A 19,797-nucleotide genomic window follows, 5' to 3' on the forward strand; every position below is an offset into this window, starting at 1 on the left:
GCAGGTTAAGAAAACTTTAGCGCTAGCACATCTAAGGTCTTGCGAGCGAAAGTCGTTGGCGGAACGTCTTTCGTGTGGATTCGACTTCGAAATGAGTTCTGCAACCGGCAGCTTAGAGACCTTTGTCTCGCGTCGGTTCCGATGGGGGAATTGGGTCCAAATGCAGCCGGCAGCCGTCACGCCCGAGCGGAGTTCCGATATTGCGACCACAGTCGTGGCCACGATGCGGCAACTCGGCGTCATTGCGATGCCTCGCAATTACGAGATTTTCTATGAAGCGCTGGCCGGGACAAATCCGGAGCTCAGCCTTGCCGTGCTCGACCTCAGCAAGCGGCCAAGCCAGGATGATCTGGACCGGATCGGGCGCAGGTTCTTCGCTCAAAACCACAAGCACGGCATCGTCGACCACGTGCGTGATGTTCTGGCACGCGAGCTGGAAGATATTGCCTCGCTGCTGCGCAACGAGCGCAGCCATATCGAGAAATACGGCAAGATACTCGACGAAACTTCCGATGGACTTGCCAACCGCAGCGTGATTTCCAAGGAACTCCTGGAAAAGATCGTTGGCGCGGTTTCGACGGCAACCGCCTCGACCATCGATCATGGCAAGCAGGTTGCAAGCACGTTGGGCGACAAGACGGCCGAGCTTGAAAGCGTCAAATCCAAGCTCGAAGAATACAAGCGCCTCGCCGACACCGATCCCCTGACCCAGGTTTGGAACCGCCGTGCTTTCGATGCCGAGATCGCGCGTATCTACAACAGCAACAAGGGCATCCTGTTCAACGCCCTGATCCTGGCGGACATCGACCGCTTCAAGGAAATCAACGACCGCTACGGCCACCCGGTGGGCGACAAGATCCTCAAGGACATCGCCGACGTCTTCCAGACCAGCGTCTCCAGCGGCATCTTCGTTGCCCGCACAGGTGGCGAGGAATTCGCCCTCATCATCGAAGGCGCCAGCGAGGAAGCCACTTTCGACATCGCCGAACGTATCCGCATCCTGATTGAGCAAACTCCCTTCGTCAGCAGCCAGAGTGGCGCCAGCTACGGTACGGTGACGATATCGATGGGCATCTGCATGGCTTCCGAGGCTATCGGACCGGAAGATCTCTATTCCAAGGCCGACCGGGCCCTCTACCGCTCCAAGGTCGAGGGCCGCAATCGCGTCACACGCCATTCGGTCATGGGCGGACGCGCCAGCAAGAACTGGCTGATCTACAAGAAAGACTAGATCCCCAACGAGGGCCGGAACAAGGCTAAAGCAACGCATCAAGCTTCGCTGCTGCCGGGTTCTTGTTTTGTTCTAATTTTCATCAAAACCTTTCACAATGAACTTTTCTGCCCTATATTTGCAGCAGAAAGGATGAGCCATGTCGACCAGGATCGCACCAGCCCCTAGCGCGGAAGAAAGTGCTGTCATCACCAAGGCAACGCTGCGGGCCGCGGAACGGTTGGACGTGACGGCGCGAGCCTTGTCCATGATCATCGGCGTGTCCGAGGCCACGGTTTCGCGCATGCGCAGGAGCGAGTTCCTGCTCGACAGAGGTTCCAAACCATTCGAACTGGCAGTCTTGTTCATACGCCTGTTTCGCTCGCTCGACGCCATCACCGGTGGTGACGAGACCGTGGCGCGCGCATGGCTGCGCAACGCCAACACGGCGCTTGACGGCAAGCCGCTGGAGAAAATCCTGACTGTTACCGGACTCGTCGATGTCATCGGCTATCTGGACGCCCGCCGCGCTCTCGTCTGAGGCAATCGGCCTCGGGGGGCAGTGCTGGCGCATGGTGGAGGCGCAGCATCACGTCTCCACGCTGAAGCTCGTCGATACGCTGGATGAACAGACACTCCTGGAAGAGCTGATAGAAGACACCAAGCCGCATATTCCGCATGAATGCCGGCATCTGCACTACCTGCTCGCCACCCCGTTCCGCTATGGTTCCGTCTATCCTTACGGCTCGCGATTCCGCCGTGCCGGTCGGACGCTCGGCGTCTACTACGCGGCGGAAACCATCGCCACCGCAGTCGCGGAAATGTCGTTCTACCGGCTGCTGTTCTTTGCGGAATCCCCCGATACGCCATGGCCACAGGACGCCGCCGAGTACACCGCCTTTTCAGCCGCGTACCGCACCGACAAGGTACTGGACCTCACCAGACCGCCACTGGACAGCAATAAAGGCGCATGGACACATCCAACCGACTATGTCGCCTGTCAGACTCTTGCGGACAACGCGCGCGAAGCAGGTCTGAAAGCCATCCGTTACCAGTCCGCACGAGATCCGGACGGCAGGAACCTCGCTTTGCTGACGTGTACGATCTTCAGCAGCCCGCAACCGATGGAGTGGCAGACTTGGCGTGTGCGCCTCAGTGCCTCCGGCGTGCAGGCCCTGTGTGAATTTCCGCCGCGCCGCATCGGTTTCGGACGCACGGCGTTTGCCGGCGACCCGCGACTTGCCGAATTAAACTGGGATCGCGGCAAAGGCTGATCGTGTCGCCTCCGCTTCGGCGATGACCCATTCGCGGAAAAGCCTGATCTTCCGCGACTGCCGGCGCGACTTTGGGTAGACCAGGCTGTAGCTGCGATCGTCATGCCCGATATGCTGGAAAGGCCGTATGAGCCGGCCGCTGTTCAATTCGTCAGCGAAGAAAATCGGCATCACCATCGCCACTCCCTGCCCCTGCAAGGTCAATCCGACGTCGATGCTCTGAACGCCGATCACCAGATCCATGCGGCTGTCGTCGCCAGCATTCTCGACGCCGGCGCCGGCGAGCCAGCGTGCCCACCAGCTAAGCGCTCCAAACCTGCGGATCTTCAGAAGATCTGCGGGTTGCGCGATGGCATGCCGTTCGCGATATTCGGCCGTGCAGACGGGCGCATACTCCATCGGAAACAGCGAGAAGACCTCGTGCTCTGGCAGCACGCTGTCACTGCCGCGGATCATCACATCGATGTCCTCCCTGACAAAATCGATGCTGTCGTTCGACGTATGCAGCTTGATCCGAACTTCGGGATTGGCGGCCTGAAAAGACGGCAGACGCGGAACAAGCCAGGTCGAGGCAACCGTCGGCAGCGTCGATATGATCAGATGGAGATCGGGCTTCCTTGCGACTTCGACAAAGGCGGAGCCAAGCAGGTCCAGCGCCTCCGTAACCTTTGGTGACAGCTTTCGACCTGCCGCCGTCAAAGTCACCTGTCTTGGCTCGCGCACAAAAAGCGGAACGCCAATGCGAGCCTCCAGCAGCTTTATCTGATAGCTGACGGCTGCCTGTGTCATGCCGAGTTCTTCGGCAGCGCGCGTGAAGCTTTGATACCTGGCGGCGGCCTCGAAGGCCCGAATGGCGGCAATAGGCGGCAGCTTCATGCGCATACATAAGCATTCTTTATGGCAGATTGCGATATTTCGCTTTGTCAGGCCAGTCGATACCCACCATCTTTGCTTTCGCACGATTTCGCCGAATCCAGAGGCCAAGATGAAAGCGCTGCTGAGAAGACTTATCGCTGGGCTGGGCGTCTCACGCCGCGGTGTCGTCGGTGTGCGCCGCTTTGACAGCGCGGGTTCGTTCAACCGGATGAACGACGCGCAACTGCGCGATATCGGCCTGTGGCGAGCCGACGAGCAAACCTATCTGCGGCTGCGAGAGCCCGCGGCCCTCGAGATCCTGTTTCCAGGCACAGGTGGAACCCCGGTCGGCGAGGATGGCAACACCCGTTCCGGTCCGATGAAACCGCGCCTGGGCGTCAAAAACCAAACATTGGCAGATTGAATGCTTGAAACAAAAAAGGCGCCGGTTCCGGCGCCTTTTTTCCTGTCATCCAATGCTCTACTCGGCCGCCTGCGTATGCGGCTGGCGCACATGGCTCTTCTTGAGCAATTCCGACACCAGGAAAGCCAGTTCGATCGACTGGTCGGCATTGAGGCGCGGATCGCAATGGGTGTGATAGCGGTCCTGCAGGTCCTCCGCCGTGATGGCACGAGCGCCACCGGTGCATTCGGTGACGTTCTTGCCCGTCATCTCGATATGGATGCCGCCTGCATGCGTGCCTTCCGCCTGGTGCACGTCGAAGAAAGTCTGCACTTCCTTGAGAATGCGTTCAAACGGGCGGGTCTTGTAGCCGGCGGCGGTCACGGTATTGCCGTGCATCGGGTCGCACGACCACACCACGCTGCGGCCGGCGTTCTTCACCGCCCGCACCAGCTTCGGCAGATGGTCCGCGGCCTTATCAGCGCCGAAACGCGCAATGAGCGTAAGCCGGCCAGGCTCGTTGTCGGGATTCAGCAGGTCGATCAGTTCCAGCAGACCATCCGGCGTAAGCGACGGACCGCACTTCAGGCCGAGCGGATTCTTGATGCCGCGGCAATATTCGATGTGCGCGTGATCCGGCTGGCGGGTACGATCGCCGATCCAGATCATGTGACCCGACGTGGCGTACCAGTCGCCTGAGGTCGAGTCGACACGGGTCAGCGCCTCTTCGTAGCCGAGCAGCAGCGCTTCATGGCTGGTATAGAAATCCGTCTCGCGCAGCGCGAAATTGGTTTCCGAGGTAATGCCGACCGCCCGCATGAAATCCATGGTTTCGGTGATGCGGTTGGCGAGCGCCTCGTATTTCTCGGCCTGTGGGCTGTCGGCGACGAAACCGAGCATCCAGCGGTGCACGTTTTCCAAACTGGCGTAGCCGCCCTGGGCGAAGGCCCGCAGAAGGTTGAGCGTCGCGGCCGATTGGCGATAGGCCATCTCTTGGCGGGCTGGATCGGGTATGCGCGACTTTTCGTCGAATTCGATGCCGTTGATGATGTCGCCGCGGTAACTCGGCAGAGTGGTCTCGCCCTTGGTTTCATTGTCGGACGAACGCGGCTTGGCGAACTGACCGGCGACACGGCCGATCTTCACCACGGGTTGCGATCCTGCAAAGGTAAGCACAACCGCCATCTGCAGGAACACGCGGAAGAAGTCGCGGATGTTGTCCGCGCCATGTTCCGCAAAGCTCTCGGCGCAGTCACCGCCCTGAAGCAGGAAAGCCTCGCCATTGGCCACAGCCGCCAGTTGCTTCTTCAGCTTGCGGGCCTCACCAGCGAAAACCAGCGGCGGGAAGCTGGCAAGACGCGCCTCGGTCTCCTTCAGCGCGGAGAGGTCCGGATAGGCGGGAACCTGCTGGATCGGCTTCGCTCTCCAGGAATTCGGGGACCACTTTGTCATCTTGTCGCACCCAACGCGCTTTCCACGCTTCGGCACCATCGCCCAAGCCCTTCGCTCCCTAACAAGGAGATGCGGCTCCATACAGGAAGCCGGTTTCCTATTCTAGCCCGGATTTGGCAGGGACGCGAACGACTTATGCTAGCCCCTGGAGGCTTACGCCGTTTGCGCGGAAGGCACCAAACCAGCTTTCCGGGCAAGACCTTACCCTAGCGTCACTGTGGCGGATCAGCCACGTGGGTGAAGCCAATCACAGACCGTTGCTAACCATTTAGTGAGAATGTTAACGGAAAATGATCAATTGGTGTTACTCTGTGTAACAAAACTAGAGAGGTTTGGGCGGGAAGTGATTCGGGTCGATAGACCGAGCCATTCAATGCTGAAACGGCGGCGCCACGATACGGCAACACCGCCAACCCGGACGCCGGTTTCTTCGATGCGCGGTTTCTGGGGCCTTATGCGGGCATACTGGTTCTCGGACCGGTGGCGAGAAGCATGGGCACTGGCTGCCATCATCGCTCTGCTGACGGCACTTTCCAGCAAGACAGGCGTTTGGTTCGCGATAGCTTCCGGCGAATTGGTCAACTCCATTGCCTTCTTCCACGATGCTGCCAACACAACGCCCCTCACCTCGCTGCTGAGCAATGCCGGCTGGCTGGTTTTGCTCGTCATCATCAAGGATGTCGGCATCACCGGCACCCGCACATTGGTTTCGGCAACGTTGCATCGCAAATGGCGCGGCTGGTTGAACGGCCGCTTCAATGACGCACTGCTCGATCCAAACCACACGCATTTCCATGCCCAGAATGGGGGCGACGGGCCAGCGCCCGACAACATCGACCAGCGCGTGCAGGAATCGATCAAGGATATGACCGGCGGCGCCATCGGGCTTGCCATGGGCGTGCTGGCGGTGGCCACCTCCCTGTTCTTTGTCGGACAGAAGCTGATCGCAGACTCCACCGAAGTCGCGGGACTGGAATTCCTCGGCGACTATGGCAGCGCCGTGCTGGCGCTGGCGGCAGTCGCAACCTACGTCCCGGTCAACACCTGGATCGCCATGAAGCTCGGCGGCATGCTTGAGCGGCTATCGGTCAGGATGCAACAGGCCGAGGGCAGCTATCGTGGTGAATTGACGACATTATTGCGCCGCTCATTCCATGTCGCAGCCGCGCGCGGCGAGGAAGTCCAGAAGGCCATGCACGGCCGCCTCTATGAAGATATCGACAAGACATGGGGCCGCCTGAACCGCGTCAATGCCGGCTATTCATCCTTTGAGCTGGTCTACAACTTCATCGGCGCCCGCATTGTCGCCTACGGGCCTGGCCTGATCCCGTTCATCCACAACAAGATCGACCTCAAGGGCTACATTACCGGCGCAGAGCTGGTCAATTCGCTGATCAGCCAGTGCTCGTGGTTCATCCATGTCATGCCGGCGATCGCAGCGCTCAGAGCCAACAGCCGCCGTGTCATAGAACTGGCGGACGCCATCGAAAGTGTCCAGCAGCCCGCCGATTTCTATCGCCAATCAGGTCATTCGGACTTCCAATACACGCATCAGAACCCGGTGTTCGGCCTGACCATCCAGCATCTCGAACTGATGCAGAAGGGAGCCGACGCCGAACCGTTCGTGACGACGGAACGGCTTCGCTTCCGGCGCGGTGAATGGACTTTCCTCAAGGGCGAATCCGGTAGCGGCAAGACTTCGCTGATCAAGGCGATCAATGGATTGTGGCCTTACGGGCGCGGCACCGTCGTTTTCCCGGAAGGAGTGAAAACCTTCTACGCAGCGCAGGAAGTGAAACTGCCGCCGGTATCGCTGAAGGAGCTGGTTTGCCTGCCGGATTCACCCGACGATCATTCCGACACCAAGGCCGCTGCTGCCCTGCACCGCGCCGGCCTCGGTGAATTCATCGAATATCTGTCCGAGACGACACGCGACAATCACAGCTGGGACCAGGTTCTTTCCGGCGGCCAGAAGCAGAAACTGATCGTTGCCAGGATTCTTCTGCAGCAGCCGGGCCTGCTGTTCCTGGATGAAGCGACCGCAGCGCTTGATCCTCAGGGCAAGGTAGCATTCCATCAGGTGATCAAAGACAACTGTCCCGACGTCATCGTCATCAGCGTGATGCACGAAGCGATTCCGCCACGCTCGGCGAGCGGCGAGGAATTCTACAACAGCGTTCTCAGCATCGCCGATGGCATCGCCACCAAGAAGCCGCTGGTGCCGACATTGCCGCGCGAGATCACCACCATCCTGGCCAACCCGCCTGCGCGGTCGGTCGCCAAGGCACCGCGGCTGGAGGATGGCTGGGCGCGCATCACACGCATGCGGCTCAGGCAAAAGTAGCTGTTCCACAGCCTTCATTGGCCTGGAGGGTGACCCAGACCGATACCGGCTCGATGAATGGACATCGGCGCGATCTGAAAGTTCGCACCGACCATCGTGACGCGCAGTGGCAGCCAAAGCCGATCATCGCCTTGACTTTGACGTTCACGTCAATGGTAGACTCTGCTTTCGATCATGGGAGGCAGGATCTATGACATCTCCCCAGGCGCAGTCTATCCGGCCCGCCTCCCTTCAAAGGGATAAAGAGGCAACCGCTCAGGAAGTACATCGCCGCGATATCCGCTTTGACGCGGATGATGGCTTTCCTCTCACCGGCACATTGTTCGAAGGCGACGGACAGCAACCGCTCGTGCTGATCTCTTCGGCAACCGCGGTGCCACGCGGTTTCTATGCGGCCTTTGCGACTGCAGCCGTGAAGGCAGGCGCGCGTGGCGTGCTCATTTATGACTATCGCGGCACAGGCGATTCAATGCCCTCCAAAGGTTGGTCGAAACGCATCGGCATGGCGGATTGGGGACTGCGTGACATGCCGGCAGCGGCCAAGGCGCTCGATGCGGTTGCGCCAGGACATCCCATGGTCGGTGTCGGGCAGTCCTATGGCGGCCAGGCGCTGGGTTTGAGCGGCATTTCGAACCGCTTCACCCGCTACGGCATGATCGCGGTCATGTCAGGCTATCACCGCGGTCTCGACGACAAATGGGCCGGACCGCGCATGTTCCTGCTTGGCGTGCCGCTCTCCTATCTCTTTAGCAACATGCCGAAATGGATGCGCCTTGGCGAACCGATCCCTGCGACGGTTTTCCGTGACTGGGCACGCTGGTGCTCGATGCCGGACTATTTCTTCGACGATCCCGGACTGAGGGAAACAAAACGTTTCGCAGAGGTGCGCACGCCGATCCTGTCCCTGCGCATGAGTGACGATCCATGGGGAACCGAACGCGCCGTCGTATCGCTGATGAAACACTATGACCATGCGCCAATCGAAAGGCGCTGGATTTCGCCGGAGGACGCCGGCGGCCCGATCGGTCATCTCGGCTTTTTCCGCTCACGCTTCGCAACCACCTTGTGGCCGCCATTTCTGTCCTGGTTGCTCAACGGTGTGGCCTTCACCGCCGGCAGTCCACCGCCACAAATGGCATAGAAGCTGGCCAGCTCATCCGCATACCCTTTGACCGTGCGGACAAAAATGCTAGGAGCCCCGCAACGAAGGCGCGGGGAAGCGAATTCCGACCATGGATGCCAGGCAACTAAAGATCGAATCCGCGCGGGCAGCCCTCGCCCATGTCACGAATGGCATGAGGCTCGGCATCGGCACCGGTTCTACGGCAGAGGAATTCGTTCGGCTACTCGCTGAAAAGGTCGCCACCGGTCTCTCCGTCATCGGCGTGCCGACCTCGGAGCGCACGGCTGCACTGTGTGCCGAGCTTGGCGTGCCGCTGACGACTCTCGAGGAGACCCCTGAACTCGACCTCACCATCGATGGCGCCGACGAAATCGATCCGGAGCTTACACTGGTCAAGGGTGGCGGAGGTGCGCTGCTGCGCGAAAAGATCGTGGCTGCGGCTTCGCAACGCATGATCGTGATCGCCGACCGCTCGAAACTCGTAGATATGCTCGGCCGTTTCCCATTGCCCATCGAGGTCAACCGGTTCGGCCTGCGCGCGACCGAGATCGCCGTTGCCTCTGCGGCACGCGAACTCGGTCTTTCCGGGCCGATCACATTGAGGATGACGGCGGGCCAGCCTTTTGTTACAGACGGCGGTCATTTCATCCTCGATGCATCTTTTGGCCGCATTCCGAATACAAGAGCGCTATCGAATGCCCTCCATGCCATTCCCGGTGTGGTCGAGCACGGTCTTTTCATCGGGCTGGCGTCCGCGGCGGTGGTTGCAGGTGCCAATGGCATCGAAACTGTCCACGCACCCCGATAAACAAGGGAGTTTTCCGATCATGATGTTGAATAACCGCGTCCGTCGTCTTTCCGTGATGCTGGCGACTGCTGCTGTCGTTGCTTTTGCCGCGCCTTCCTTCGCTCAGGAAATCTCCGAATCGCACCTCAAGGCTGCCCGCGCGGCAGTCTCGGCAATCCATGCGACCGACGCATTCGACAACATCCTCCCGCAGGCGGCCGCGGCACTCGAAGCCCAGCTGATCCAGAAGAATCCCGACCTGCAGGAGCTGATCAGCCAGACGATCAATGCCAAGGCGCTTGCGCTGGCTTCGCGCCGCTCCGACCTTGAGAAGGAAGCAGCGACCGCCTACGCCAAGGTGTTCTCCGAACAGGACCTCACCAACATCGCCACCTTCTACCAGTCCGAGACCGGCAAGAAGCTGCTCGACAGCGGCCCTATCGTGACCCGTGAACTCGTGAAGGCCGCCGAGATCTGGCAGAACGGCGTCGCTCGGGACCTCGCCCAGCAGGTCGGCGAAGCACTGCAGTCCGCCGCCGGCGCGAAGGCTCCTGCTCCGACCGACGGCGCCACTCCGGTAGAAGGCGCAGCCCCTGCCGATGGAGCGGCTCCAGCCGAGGGTGCAGCACCTGCGGACGGAAGCGCCAACTGATCGCTGCATCTCAGCGCGACTGGATCAAGAAGCCCGGCAATTGCCGGGCTTTTCTTTTGACGATTACACGCCTACCTCTCACCTGCGTTGTACAAAGGAACAGGATTTCACGATGAGCGCTTACGACTACGACCTTTTCGTTATCGGCGGCGGCTCGGGCGGCGTGCGCGCGGCACGCGTATCCGCAGCACTCGGCAAGAGGGTCGGCGTCGCCGAGGAGTATCGGTTCGGTGGCACCTGCGTGATCCGCGGTTGCGTACCGAAGAAGCTTTTCGTCTACGCCTCACAGTTTCCGGAGCATTTCGAGGACGCCGCTGGCTATGGCTGGACCGTGCCGCAGGCAAGTTTCGACTGGCCGACATTGATCGCCAACAAGGACCGTGAGATCGCTCGGCTCGAGGGACTTTACGCAAAGGGCGTGCAAGGCGCCGGCGGGGAGACTTTTCAGACCCGCGCCACACTCGTCGATCGCCACACCATCCGCCTGGAGGCGGAAAATCGGACGGTCACCGCCGACCAGATCCTGATCGCCACCGGCGGCCGCCCGGCTGCGCACCCCGCGCTGCCGGGCCATGAACATTGCATCACCTCCAACGAGGCTTTTCACCTGGCTGAACTGCCGAAGGCGATCGCCATCGAAGGCGGTGGCTACATCGCCGTCGAATTCGCCAACATCTTCCATGGCCTCGGCGTGGAAACGACGCTGATCTATCGCGGCACCGAAATCCTCAGCCGCTTCGATATGGACCTGCGCCATGCTCTGCACGAAACCATGGAAAAGAAAGGTATCCGCATCCTCTGCCGCACGGTTTCGGAAGAAGTGAAGCGTCGCCCGGATGGCCGGCTCGACGTCCGGGTGACAGGAGGTGACATACTTACCGTCGATCAGATGATGCTTGCCATCGGGCGCCAGCCCAACACCGAAAGTCTCGGCCTGGCGTCCGCCGGCGTGGAACTGTCGCCGGCAGGCGCCGTCATCGTTGACCAGTATTCCCGCACCAATGTCGACAACATCTGGGCCGTGGGCGATGTAACCAACCGCGTCCAGCTGACGCCGGTGGCCATCCATGAGGCAATGTGTTTCGTGGAGACCGCGTTCAAGAACAAGCCGACTTCGCCCGATCACGACACCATTGCCACTGCCGTGTTCTCGCAGCCGGAAATCGGCACTGTCGGCCTTTCGGAAGATGATGCCGCCAAGCGTTTCGCGGAACTTGAAATCTATCGCGCTTCCTTCCGGCCGATGCGCCACACCCTTTCGGGACGCGACGAGAAGATGCTGATGAAGCTGGTGGTGGATGCGGCAAGCCGCAAGGTGCTTGGCGCGCACATCCTCGGACCCGATGCGGGAGAAATGGCCCAGCTTCTGGGCATTCCGATCAAGGCAGGCCTGACCAAGGATGATTTCGACCGCACCATGGCTGTGCATCCGACAGCCGCAGAAGAGCTTGTCACGATGTACAAACCAACATACCGCGTCAAAAACGGCGAACGGATCGACTAGCGCCCCGCTATCGATTCGTTTCCGATGCGGCAGAAAACCAGGCTCCTGCTCTTGACTGCGGAGCAGCACCGGATAGTTTAAGGACAAAATACCGGCCTTGTTAGCCGGACGGCAAGCGTGCCTCGTATGCCTCGCCTGACGGCGATGGCTGCGGGGCATTTTCGTTTTGGGGGACATTGCTGGTGAAACGCCGCGTCGAGATCGGCATCCTGTATTCCCGTTCCGGGAATTACCGCCTCGTCTCGGAATCCTGTCATCGCGGTGCCATGCAGGCCATCGCAGCAATCAATGCCGATCCCTTTTCGCCGATCGAATTCATTCCGATCGAGCGCGATCCGCAAGGCAACGCCGACCGCTATGCGACGCTGGCCGAGGACATCCTGCGCAACTCAAGTGCCCGCCACATCATCGGCGGCGTCACGTCCTGGAGTCGCAAGGAAATCATTCCGGCACTCGAGAAAGCCGGCGGCATGCTCTGGTATGCCTGCCCGTATGAGGGGTTCGAGGCCAACGAGCATGTCGTCTACATGCATGCATGTCCCAACCAGCATCTGGTGCCGCTGCTTGGGCACGTCATTCCCATTTACGGCGCCAATGGCTTCCTGACCGGCTCCAACTACATCTGGGGCTGGGAAACCAATCGCGTCGCCCGCGACCTGATTGCCGACGCCGGAGGCCGTGTGCTCGGCGAACGCTATCTGCCGCTTGGAGAGACCGATGTCTCACGGCTGATCGAAGAGATCCGCGCGACCCGCCCGAACTTCATCCTCAACAACCTGATCGGCCCCTCTTCTTACGCTTTCTTCCAGGCCTATGCGGAACTGGCCCGGCAAGACGATCATTTTACGCCACAGCAATGCCCGATCATCTCCTGCAATCTGACCGAATGTGAACTGCCGGCCATCGGCGCCGCCGGCAATGGCCACCTTTCCGCCGGACCGTATTTCCACGACGCTTCCCTCAAGGAGATATGGCTGGTTGGCCAACCCGAGAGCGGTGAGCCGCGTCCCTCATCCTTCCAGGCTTCGGCCTTCGCTTCCGTAAAAGTTCTGGCTTCCATTCTCGCTGCCGGCAGCGACGCCAGCCCGAGCGAACTGTCTGCTGCCTTCGCAAGCAGCAGCTTCAACACGCCGTTCGGAGCGATCAGCATCGATCAGCAAACTCAGCACGCGACACTGCCCGTCGAGATCGGCCGCATCGCGGGTGACGGTTTTGAAAAAGTAAGCGTTACCAAGGCGATCGAGCCAGACCCTTATCTTTCGCGCTATGATCGGACCAAGGTGTTCGGCCGTCGCAAGCTTAAGGTGGTGTCATGAAGCGCGCCGCCCGCATCCCGATCCTCGGCGGCGCGAAGGCCTTTGTGCTGCACCGCCAGCATGCCAACCTCACCGCCATCATGCGCCAGCTTTCCGCGATCGGCCTTTCGGCGACCGACTGCTGGCCGGAGCTGCCGCCGGAGGCACTTGGGGCAGACTTCGTCTTCTTCGACGTGGATCTCGGTTTCAACGAACAATTTCCCTGGACACCGGGCGAGGCGCCGATGCCGATCATCGCATTGATCGGCTCGGAAGCGCCCGGTCGTATCGAGTGGGCGCTGTCCCACAATGCCGATGCCCAGCTGCTGAAACCGGTCGGCAATTCCGGCGTCTATTCCGCGCTGTTGATCGCCCGCCAGAGCTTCGCCGCGCGTCGGCAACTGGCCGACGAGATTGCAACGCTGCAGGCGCGCGTCGCCGAACGCCAGACCATCGTGCGTGCGGTGACCGCCTTGACCAGCCAGGGTATCGATGACGAGCGCGCCTATGCGCAATTGCGCTCGCTGGCGATGAGCTGGCAGGTGAATCTCGAGGAAGCTGCCCGCCGGGTTGTCGCCATGAGCGAAAAGGAGGGCGGCATTGACCAATCCCATAGCGCCTGACGCGCCTATCGCACCGCGCCTGCCGGCAAAACGCCGACCCGGTGTGTTCGGCCGCCTTCTGACACGTCCCCTCGCCGTCATCGGGCTTGTCATCATCGCCATCACGGTTGTCGGCGCGATTTTTGCGCCCTGGCTGACGGCCTATGATCCCAACGAACAATTGTTCGACGGGCTGACGCTCGAAGGTGCGCCGTTGCCACCCAATGCCGCGTTCTGGCTCGGCACGGATCTGCTTGGACGCGATCTTCTGACCCGGATCCTCTATGGCGCGCGCACGTCACTCGTCATTGGCGTCGTCGCCAACGGAACCGCCCTGCTCATCGGAACTTTGGTCGGCGTCACCGCCGGCTATTTCCGCGGCTGGATCGGCGGTGCATTGATGCGGTTTACCGATCTGATGATGGCTTTCCCTGCACTCCTGCTCGCCATCTGCCTGGCGGCCGTCTTCCAGCCAAGCCTATGGATCGTCGCCATGGTCATCGCGCTGGTGAACTGGGTACAGACTGCCCGCGTCGTGTTCACGGAGACCAGTTCGCTGGCCGAGCGCGAGTTCATCGATGCCGAGCGCACCATCGGCGCCGGCACGCCGCGCATCCTGTTCCGCCATATCCTGCCGCATCTTCTCCCCACCATCATCGTGTGGGGAACGCTCGGCATCTCGACCACGGTGCTGCTGGAAGCCACCCTGTCCTATCTTGGTATCGGCGTGCAGCCTCCGACAGCCTCCTGGGGCAACATCATCTTCGAAAACCAGACCTATTTCCAGGCAGCTCCCTGGCTGGTCTTCTTCCTGGTGCCGCCATCCTGGCTCTCGCGCTTGCCTTCAACCTGGTCGGCGATGCGCTGCGTGACATTCTCGACCCGACGCAAAGGGGACGGGCATGATCGCCTATCTTACCCGCCGCCTGATCCAGGCAGCGCTGATCCTGCTCGGTGTCTCGATCATCACCTTCGCCCTGCTCTATCTGCTGCCAGCCGATCCGGTGCGCCAGATCGCCGGCCGCAGCGCGACGCCGCAGACAGTCGAGAGCATTCGCCAGCAACTCGGTCTCGATCAACCCTTTGTCGTGCAGTACTGGCGCTATCTCACCAATCTGCTTTCAGGTGACCTCGGCCGCTCCTACATCCAGCGATCCGAAGTCAGCGAACTGATCGTTTCGCGCCTGCCGGCAAGCCTCGTCCTGATGGTGGGTGCGATCCTGTGCGAACTGGCGATCGGCCTGACCATGGGACTGATCGCAGCCACAAAACGCGGCAGTGCCACGGACCAGACCCTCATGGTCGGCTCCTTCATCGGTGTCTCGGCGCCGCAATTCGTTGTCGGGCTGCTGCTGCTCTATGTCTTCGCCGTCCAGCTCGGCTGGTTCCCCATCGGCGGCTACGGCACGTGGCGGCATGCGGTTCTGCCATCGCTGACGCTCGGCATCCTCGGCGCCGGCTGGTATTCGCGCATGATGCGCTCGTCGATGATCGACGTGCTTCGTCAGGATTATATCCGCACCGCCCGCGCAAAGGGGCTGGCGCGTGGTGCCATCCTGTTTCGCCATGCCCTTCCCAACGCCATCCTGCCCGTCGTTGCCATGATCGGCATCGATATCGGCCTGTTCATGAGCGGCATCGTGGTGGTGGAAAGCGTGTTCGGCTGGCCGGGCATCGGGCAGCTCGCCTGGCAGGCGATCCAGCGTGTCGACATTCCAATCATCATGGGTGTGACGCTGGTATCAGCCTGCGCCATCGTGCTCGGCAACCTGCTCGCCGATATCGTGGCTCCGTTCATCGATCCGCGCATCAAGCTGCGCTGACCATTCAACCAAAACAAGAGAAGGGAACAGAACATGAAGAAGTATCTTGCCTCAACCGTAGCAGCCTCGGCGCTGGCGCTGATGCTTGGGCTGGCGCCCGCATCTGCTCAAGAGAAGCTCGATCCGAATGCCAAGCAGGGCGGCTCCATCACCATCACCTACAAGGACGATGTCGCGACCCTCGACCCCGCAATCGGCTACGACTGGCAGAACTGGTCGATGATCAAGAGCCTGTTCGACGGACTGATGGATTATGAACCCGGCACGACCAACCTGCGGCCGGAGCTCGCCGAAAGCTATGAGATCTCTCCGGACGGCACGACGTTCACATTCAAGCTGCGCAAGGGCGTGAAATTCCACAATGGCCGCGAAATGACGGCCGACGACGTCAAATATTCGCTCGATCGCGTGACCAATCCGAAGACCCAGAGCCCCGGCGCCGGATTCTTCGCTTCCATCAAAGGGTACGAGGACGTCGCTGGAGGCAAGGCGCAAAGCCTTGCCGGTGTCACGGTTGTCGATCCTGCAACCGTCAAGATCGAGCTGTCGCGGCCCGACGCCACCTTCCTGCATGTAATGGCGATCAATTTCAGCCACGTCGTGCCGAAGGAAGAGGTCGAGAAATATGGCGCCGACTTCGGCAAGCATCCGGTCGGCACCGGCGCATACAAGCTCGCCGAGTGGACGCTCGGTCAGCGTCTGGTGTTCGAGCGTAATGGCGACTACTGGCACAAGGGCCTGCCCTATCTCGACAAGATCACCTTCGAGATCGGCCAGGAGCCGATCGTTGCACTGCTGCGCCTGCAGAAGGGCGAAGTCGATGTGCCGGGTGACGGCATCCCGCCGGCCAAATTCAGGAAGTGATGGCCGATCCAGCGCAAAAGGCGCGTGTTGTCGAGGGTGGTCAACTCCAGACCGGCTACGTCACCATGAACACCACCATGGCGCCGTTCGACAATGTGAAGGTCCGCCAGGCCGTCAACATGGCCATCAACAAGGAACGCATCGTCAAGATCATCAACAACCGCGCCGTACCGGCCAACCAGCCATTGCCGCCATCGATGCCCGGTTACGACAAGAATTTTGCCGGCTACAAATACGATGTCGATAAAGCGAAAGCGCTGCTCGGCGAGGCTGGTCATCCCGACGGTTTCGAGACGCAGCTGTTCGTCATGAACACCGACCCCAACCCGCGCATCGCACAGGCTATCCAGCAGGATCTGGCGGCAATAGGCATCAAGGCCTCGATCCAGTCGCTGGCACAGGCCAATGTGATCGCAGCCGGCGGCGACAAGGCCGGCGCGCCGATGATCTGGTCGGGCGGCATGGCGTGGATCGCCGACTTCCCGGATCCTTCCAATTTCTACGGCCCTATCCTCGGTTGCGGTGGCGCGGTCCAGGGTGGCTGGAACTGGGCCTGGTACTGCAACAAGGATCTCGACACCAAGGCCGCGAAGGCGGATTCCATCGTCGATCCGGCCAAGGCGGACGAACGCTACAAGCTGTGGGGCGAGATCTACGCCAAGGTCATGGAAGACGCGCCGTGGGCTCCCGTGTTCAACGAGCAGCGTTTCACCATGCGTTCGCCGCGCATGGCAGGCGACGACAAGCTCTATGTCGACCCGGTCCATATCCCGATCAACTACGACTATGTGTATGTGAACGATGTGCAATAACTGCAACTACACGATCCACGGGCGTCATCATCATTTCGGCTGGGACAACTCCTTCGTCCCGGCCGAGCGGGTGAAACCCGGCTCGACCATCGAGTTCAACTGCCTGGATTCGTCCGGCGGCCAGTTGCAGCCCGACAGCACGGTCGCGGACATCGCCAGGCTCGACTTCGGCAAGATCAATCCGGTCACCGGGCCGATCTATGTCGAGGGCGCTGAGCCCGGCGACGCATTGAAGATCACCATCGAACAGTTCAAACCGTCCGGCTTCGGCTGGACGGCCAACATTCCGGGCTTCGGCCTGCTCGCCGACGACTTCAAGGAACCGGCGCTGGCCATCTGGAAGTATGATGCCAGTTCTCTGGAACCGGCGCTGTTCGGCAAGCATGGCCGTGTGCCACTCAAGCCCTTCGCCGGCACCATAGGCAATGCGCCGGCGGAAAAAGGACTGCATTCGGTGGTGCCACCGCGCCGCGTCGGCGGCAATCTCGACATCCGCGACCTTGCCGCCGGCACCACGCTTTACCTCCCCGTAGAAGTGGCCGGTGCCTTGTTCTCGGTAGGAGACACCCACGCAGCCCAGGGCGACGGGGAAGTCTGCGGTACCGCGATCGAGAGCCCGATGGATGTCGTGCTCACGCTCGACCTGGTCAAGAATGCCCGGCTGAAGACGCCTCGCTTCACCACATCCGGTCCCGTGACACGCCATCTCGACGCCAAGGGGTACGAGGTGACGACCGGCATCGGACCCGACCTGATGACGGGCGCCAGGGAAGCCGTTGCCCAGATGGTCGACCTGCTCGCTGCCCGCTATCAGATGGATCCGGTCGATGCTTACATGCTGGTTTCGGTCTGCGGCGATCTCCGCATCAGCGAGATCGTCGACATGCCGAACTGGGTGGTGTCGTTCTACTTCCCGCGTTGCGTGTTCGAATGACCGCAGCAGGCGACGCAAACTCAGGCGCGGCGATCGCCGCGCCTGACATGGGCAACAAGCCGGTGCTTGCCGTCTCCGGCCTCACGGTTTCCGTGCGCGGGGACGAAGGGGAGCGAGCGGTGGTATCCGACCTCTCCTTCGCGCTCTCTCGCGGCGAAACGCTGTGTATTGCTGGTGAGTCCGGCTCGGGCAAGTCGATGACTTCGCTGGCGGTGATGGGCCTGCTGCCGCAGCCGCAAGCGCGCATTTCGGCCGGCTCGATCCATCTCGGCGAACTCGATCTCACGGTTTTGAGCGAAAAACGCATGCAGACCATTCGCGGCAATCGTGTCGCGATGATCTTCCAGGAGCCGATGACATCGCTGAATCCGGTGCTTTCGATCGGACGTCAGCTTATCGAGGCTATCGAAGCCCACACCAGCCTGAACGGCAGCGCAGCACGCGCGCGCGCCATCGAAGCGTTGAAGGCCGTCCGTATTCCGGAAGCCGAGAGCCGCCTGAAACAGTTTCCGCATGAGCTTTCCGGCGGCATGCGCCAGCGTGTCATGATCGCCATGGCGCTGGCCTTGAAGCCAGACGTGCTGATCGCCGACGAACCGACCACGGCTCTCGACGTCACCGTGCAGGGCGAAGTGCTGGAGTTGCTGCGTGACCTGCAGCGCGAGCAAGGCACTGCCGTCATCCTGATCACCCATGACATGGGCGTCGTTGCCGAAATGGCGGATCGGGTGATTATCATGCGCAACGGCCGCATGGTCGAACAGGGAACCATCGTCGATATCTTCGAGCGTCCGCAGGTCGACTACACGCGCGAACTGCTTGCCGCGGTACCCAAGATGGGTTCCGGGCGCGCGGCAACACCGGCTAGAACCGAAGAACAGACCAAGCCGGTCGCCGTCGCCGAGGTCCGCGACCTTCATGTGCGATTCGATCTGCACGGCGGTTTCTTCGGGCGTGTCACGCGCCGCGTTCACGCCGTCGAAGGCGTCAATTTTTCGATAGCGTCGAACGAAACGCTATCGTTGGTCGGTGAATCGGGCTGCGGCAAGTCCACCACCGCGAAAGCACTGGCTGGCCTGCTTCCTTACAGCGGCGACATCGCCGTTGGCGGACGCAACCTTGCTGTGCTTGGGCGCGACGAACGCAAGGCGGTACGCCGCGACATCCAGATGATCTTCCAGGACCCGTACGCGTCACTCGATCCGCGCATGCGTGTCGGCGACCTGGTCGCGGAGCCCTTGCTCATCCACGGCATCGGCACTCCGAAGGAACGGATCGACCGCGTCGCGGCATTGTTCGAGCGCGTAGGCCTCACCGCCGACCAGATGGAGCGGTACCCGCATGAATTCTCAGGTGGCCAGCGCCAGCGCATCTGCATCGCGCGCGCATTGGCGCTGAGGCCCAAGCTTATCATCGCCGACGAAAGTGTTTCCGCGCTCGACGTCTCGGTGCAGGCGCGCGTGCTGAGGCTGCTCAAGGAGTTGCAGAGCGAGTTCGGCGTCGCCTATCTCTTCATCTCACACGATATGGCGGTGGTCGAAAACATCTCCGACAAGGTGGCCGTGATGTATCTCGGCCAGATCGTAGAGATGGGGACGCGCGACCAGATTTTTTCCAATCCGCGCCATCCTTACACGAGGCGGCTGATCGAGGCGGTTCCGGTACCGGATCCAGCCCGTCGGCGAACGCGGTTCGCCAGACTGGACAGCGAGATCGCAAGCCCGGTTCGCCGCGTGGGGGACCCGCCGGAGAAACTGATGCTGACGGATGTCGGTGACGGCCACATGGTCGCAGCCCACATCGCCTCAGCACACTGAGCCATAGCCGTCGCGCTGCTTGTATCGGAGCGAGCGAACAGCTATC

16 protein-coding genes and 2 pseudogenes are annotated in these 19,797 nt (G+C 61.1%); 16 read left to right on the forward strand and 2 right to left on the reverse strand.

What is annotated here, in order from left to right:
- The first annotated feature begins 160 nt into the window (after positions 1-160).
- The 3 genes from ACFJIU_RS11780 (at position 161) to ACFJIU_RS11790 (ending at position 2,484) form a co-directional block, all read left to right on the forward strand.
- The gene (locus ACFJIU_RS11780) at positions 161-1,231 is read left to right on the forward strand and encodes a diguanylate cyclase domain-containing protein (protein ID WP_379071482.1); all 1,071 of its coding nucleotides are present in this window, start codon (positions 161-163) and stop codon (positions 1,229-1,231) included.
- A gap of 139 nt (positions 1,232-1,370) precedes the next feature.
- Positions 1,371-1,751, forward strand: coding sequence for an antitoxin Xre/MbcA/ParS toxin-binding domain-containing protein (locus ACFJIU_RS11785; protein WP_379071485.1), 381 nt, complete (start codon positions 1,371-1,373; stop codon positions 1,749-1,751).
- A complete protein-coding gene (locus tag ACFJIU_RS11790) occupies positions 1,711-2,484 on the forward strand; it encodes an RES family NAD+ phosphorylase (protein WP_379071488.1) in 774 nt (257 codons plus the stop codon). Before ACFJIU_RS11785 ends, ACFJIU_RS11790 begins: the two co-directional genes overlap by 41 nt.
- On the opposite strand, the gene ACFJIU_RS11795 is transcribed toward ACFJIU_RS11790, so the two are convergent.
- Positions 2,458-3,360, reverse strand: a complete 903-nt coding sequence (locus ACFJIU_RS11795; RefSeq protein ID WP_379071491.1) for a LysR substrate-binding domain-containing protein — start codon at positions 3,358-3,360, stop codon at positions 2,458-2,460. The two genes, ACFJIU_RS11790 and ACFJIU_RS11795, sit on opposite strands and share 27 nt — an antisense overlap.
- Here ACFJIU_RS11795 and ACFJIU_RS11800 point away from each other — a divergent pair.
- Positions 3,359-3,763 (forward strand): hypothetical protein, encoded by a 405-nt coding sequence (locus ACFJIU_RS11800; protein ID WP_379071494.1) that lies wholly within the window; start codon positions 3,359-3,361, stop codon positions 3,761-3,763. The two genes, ACFJIU_RS11795 and ACFJIU_RS11800, sit on opposite strands and share 2 nt — an antisense overlap.
- A 57-nt stretch (positions 3,764-3,820) precedes the next feature.
- Here ACFJIU_RS11800 and ACFJIU_RS11805 read toward each other — a convergent pair whose 3' ends face one another.
- Entirely contained in the window at positions 3,821-5,194 is a 1,374-nt protein-coding gene (locus ACFJIU_RS11805) for a class II 3-deoxy-7-phosphoheptulonate synthase (protein WP_379071497.1), read from the reverse strand.
- Between the two features lie 433 nt (positions 5,195-5,627).
- Between ACFJIU_RS11805 and ACFJIU_RS11810 the strand changes: the two genes are divergently transcribed.
- The 12 genes and pseudogenes from ACFJIU_RS11810 to ACFJIU_RS11865 all read left to right on the forward strand — a co-directional run bounded on the left by ACFJIU_RS11810 (position 5,628) and on the right by ACFJIU_RS11865 (position 19,751).
- The gene (locus tag ACFJIU_RS11810) at positions 5,628-7,538 is read left to right on the forward strand and encodes an ABC transporter ATP-binding protein/permease (protein ID WP_379073057.1); all 1,911 of its coding nucleotides are present in this window, start codon (positions 5,628-5,630) and stop codon (positions 7,536-7,538) included.
- Between the two features lie 190 nt (positions 7,539-7,728).
- Complete coding sequence (locus ACFJIU_RS11815; RefSeq protein WP_379071500.1) at positions 7,729-8,679, forward strand: alpha/beta fold hydrolase; 951 nt, start codon at positions 7,729-7,731, stop codon at positions 8,677-8,679.
- A 91-nt stretch (positions 8,680-8,770) separates the two neighbouring features.
- Complete coding sequence (gene rpiA / locus ACFJIU_RS11820; protein ID WP_379071502.1) at positions 8,771-9,469, forward strand: ribose-5-phosphate isomerase RpiA; 699 nt, start codon at positions 8,771-8,773, stop codon at positions 9,467-9,469.
- A gap of 19 nt (positions 9,470-9,488) precedes the next feature.
- Positions 9,489-10,100 carry a DUF2059 domain-containing protein gene (locus tag ACFJIU_RS11825; RefSeq protein WP_379071505.1) on the forward strand — a complete coding sequence of 204 codons (612 nt, stop codon included), beginning with the start codon at positions 9,489-9,491 and terminating at the stop codon, positions 10,098-10,100.
- Between the two features lie 112 nt (positions 10,101-10,212).
- Positions 10,213-11,604, forward strand: coding sequence for a glutathione-disulfide reductase (gene gor / locus ACFJIU_RS11830; RefSeq protein WP_379071508.1), 1,392 nt, complete (start codon positions 10,213-10,215; stop codon positions 11,602-11,604).
- A 182-nt stretch (positions 11,605-11,786) separates the two neighbouring features.
- Positions 11,787-12,920 (forward strand): transporter substrate-binding protein, encoded by a 1,134-nt coding sequence (locus ACFJIU_RS11835; RefSeq protein WP_379071510.1) that lies wholly within the window; start codon positions 11,787-11,789, stop codon positions 12,918-12,920.
- Complete coding sequence (locus ACFJIU_RS11840; RefSeq protein ID WP_379071512.1) at positions 12,917-13,522, forward strand: ANTAR domain-containing response regulator; 606 nt, start codon at positions 12,917-12,919, stop codon at positions 13,520-13,522. The genes ACFJIU_RS11835 and ACFJIU_RS11840 overlap by 4 nt, the downstream gene beginning before the upstream one ends.
- Positions 13,500-14,407, forward strand: a pseudogene (locus ACFJIU_RS11845) (ABC transporter permease). The gene ACFJIU_RS11840 and the pseudogene ACFJIU_RS11845 overlap by 23 nt, the downstream one beginning before the upstream one ends.
- A complete protein-coding gene (locus ACFJIU_RS11850; protein ID WP_379071515.1) occupies positions 14,404-15,324 on the forward strand; it encodes an ABC transporter permease in 921 nt (306 codons plus the stop codon). The pseudogene ACFJIU_RS11845 and the gene ACFJIU_RS11850 overlap by 4 nt, the downstream one beginning before the upstream one ends.
- 33 nt (positions 15,325-15,357) lie before the next feature.
- A pseudogene (locus ACFJIU_RS11855) lies at positions 15,358-17,000 on the forward strand (ABC transporter substrate-binding protein).
- Entirely contained in the window at positions 16,990-17,934 is a 945-nt protein-coding gene (locus ACFJIU_RS11860; RefSeq protein WP_379071518.1) for an acetamidase/formamidase family protein, read from the forward strand. The pseudogene ACFJIU_RS11855 and the gene ACFJIU_RS11860 overlap by 11 nt, the downstream one beginning before the upstream one ends.
- Before the next feature lie 47 nt (positions 17,935-17,981).
- Positions 17,982-19,751 (forward strand): dipeptide ABC transporter ATP-binding protein, encoded by a 1,770-nt coding sequence (locus tag ACFJIU_RS11865; protein WP_379073059.1) that lies wholly within the window; start codon positions 17,982-17,984, stop codon positions 19,749-19,751.
- The last annotated feature ends 46 nt before the right edge of the window (positions 19,752-19,797 follow it).

This window comes from Mesorhizobium sp. UC74_2 (assembly GCF_042701485.1).
Classification (GTDB): Bacteria; Pseudomonadota; Alphaproteobacteria; order Rhizobiales; family Rhizobiaceae; genus Mesorhizobium.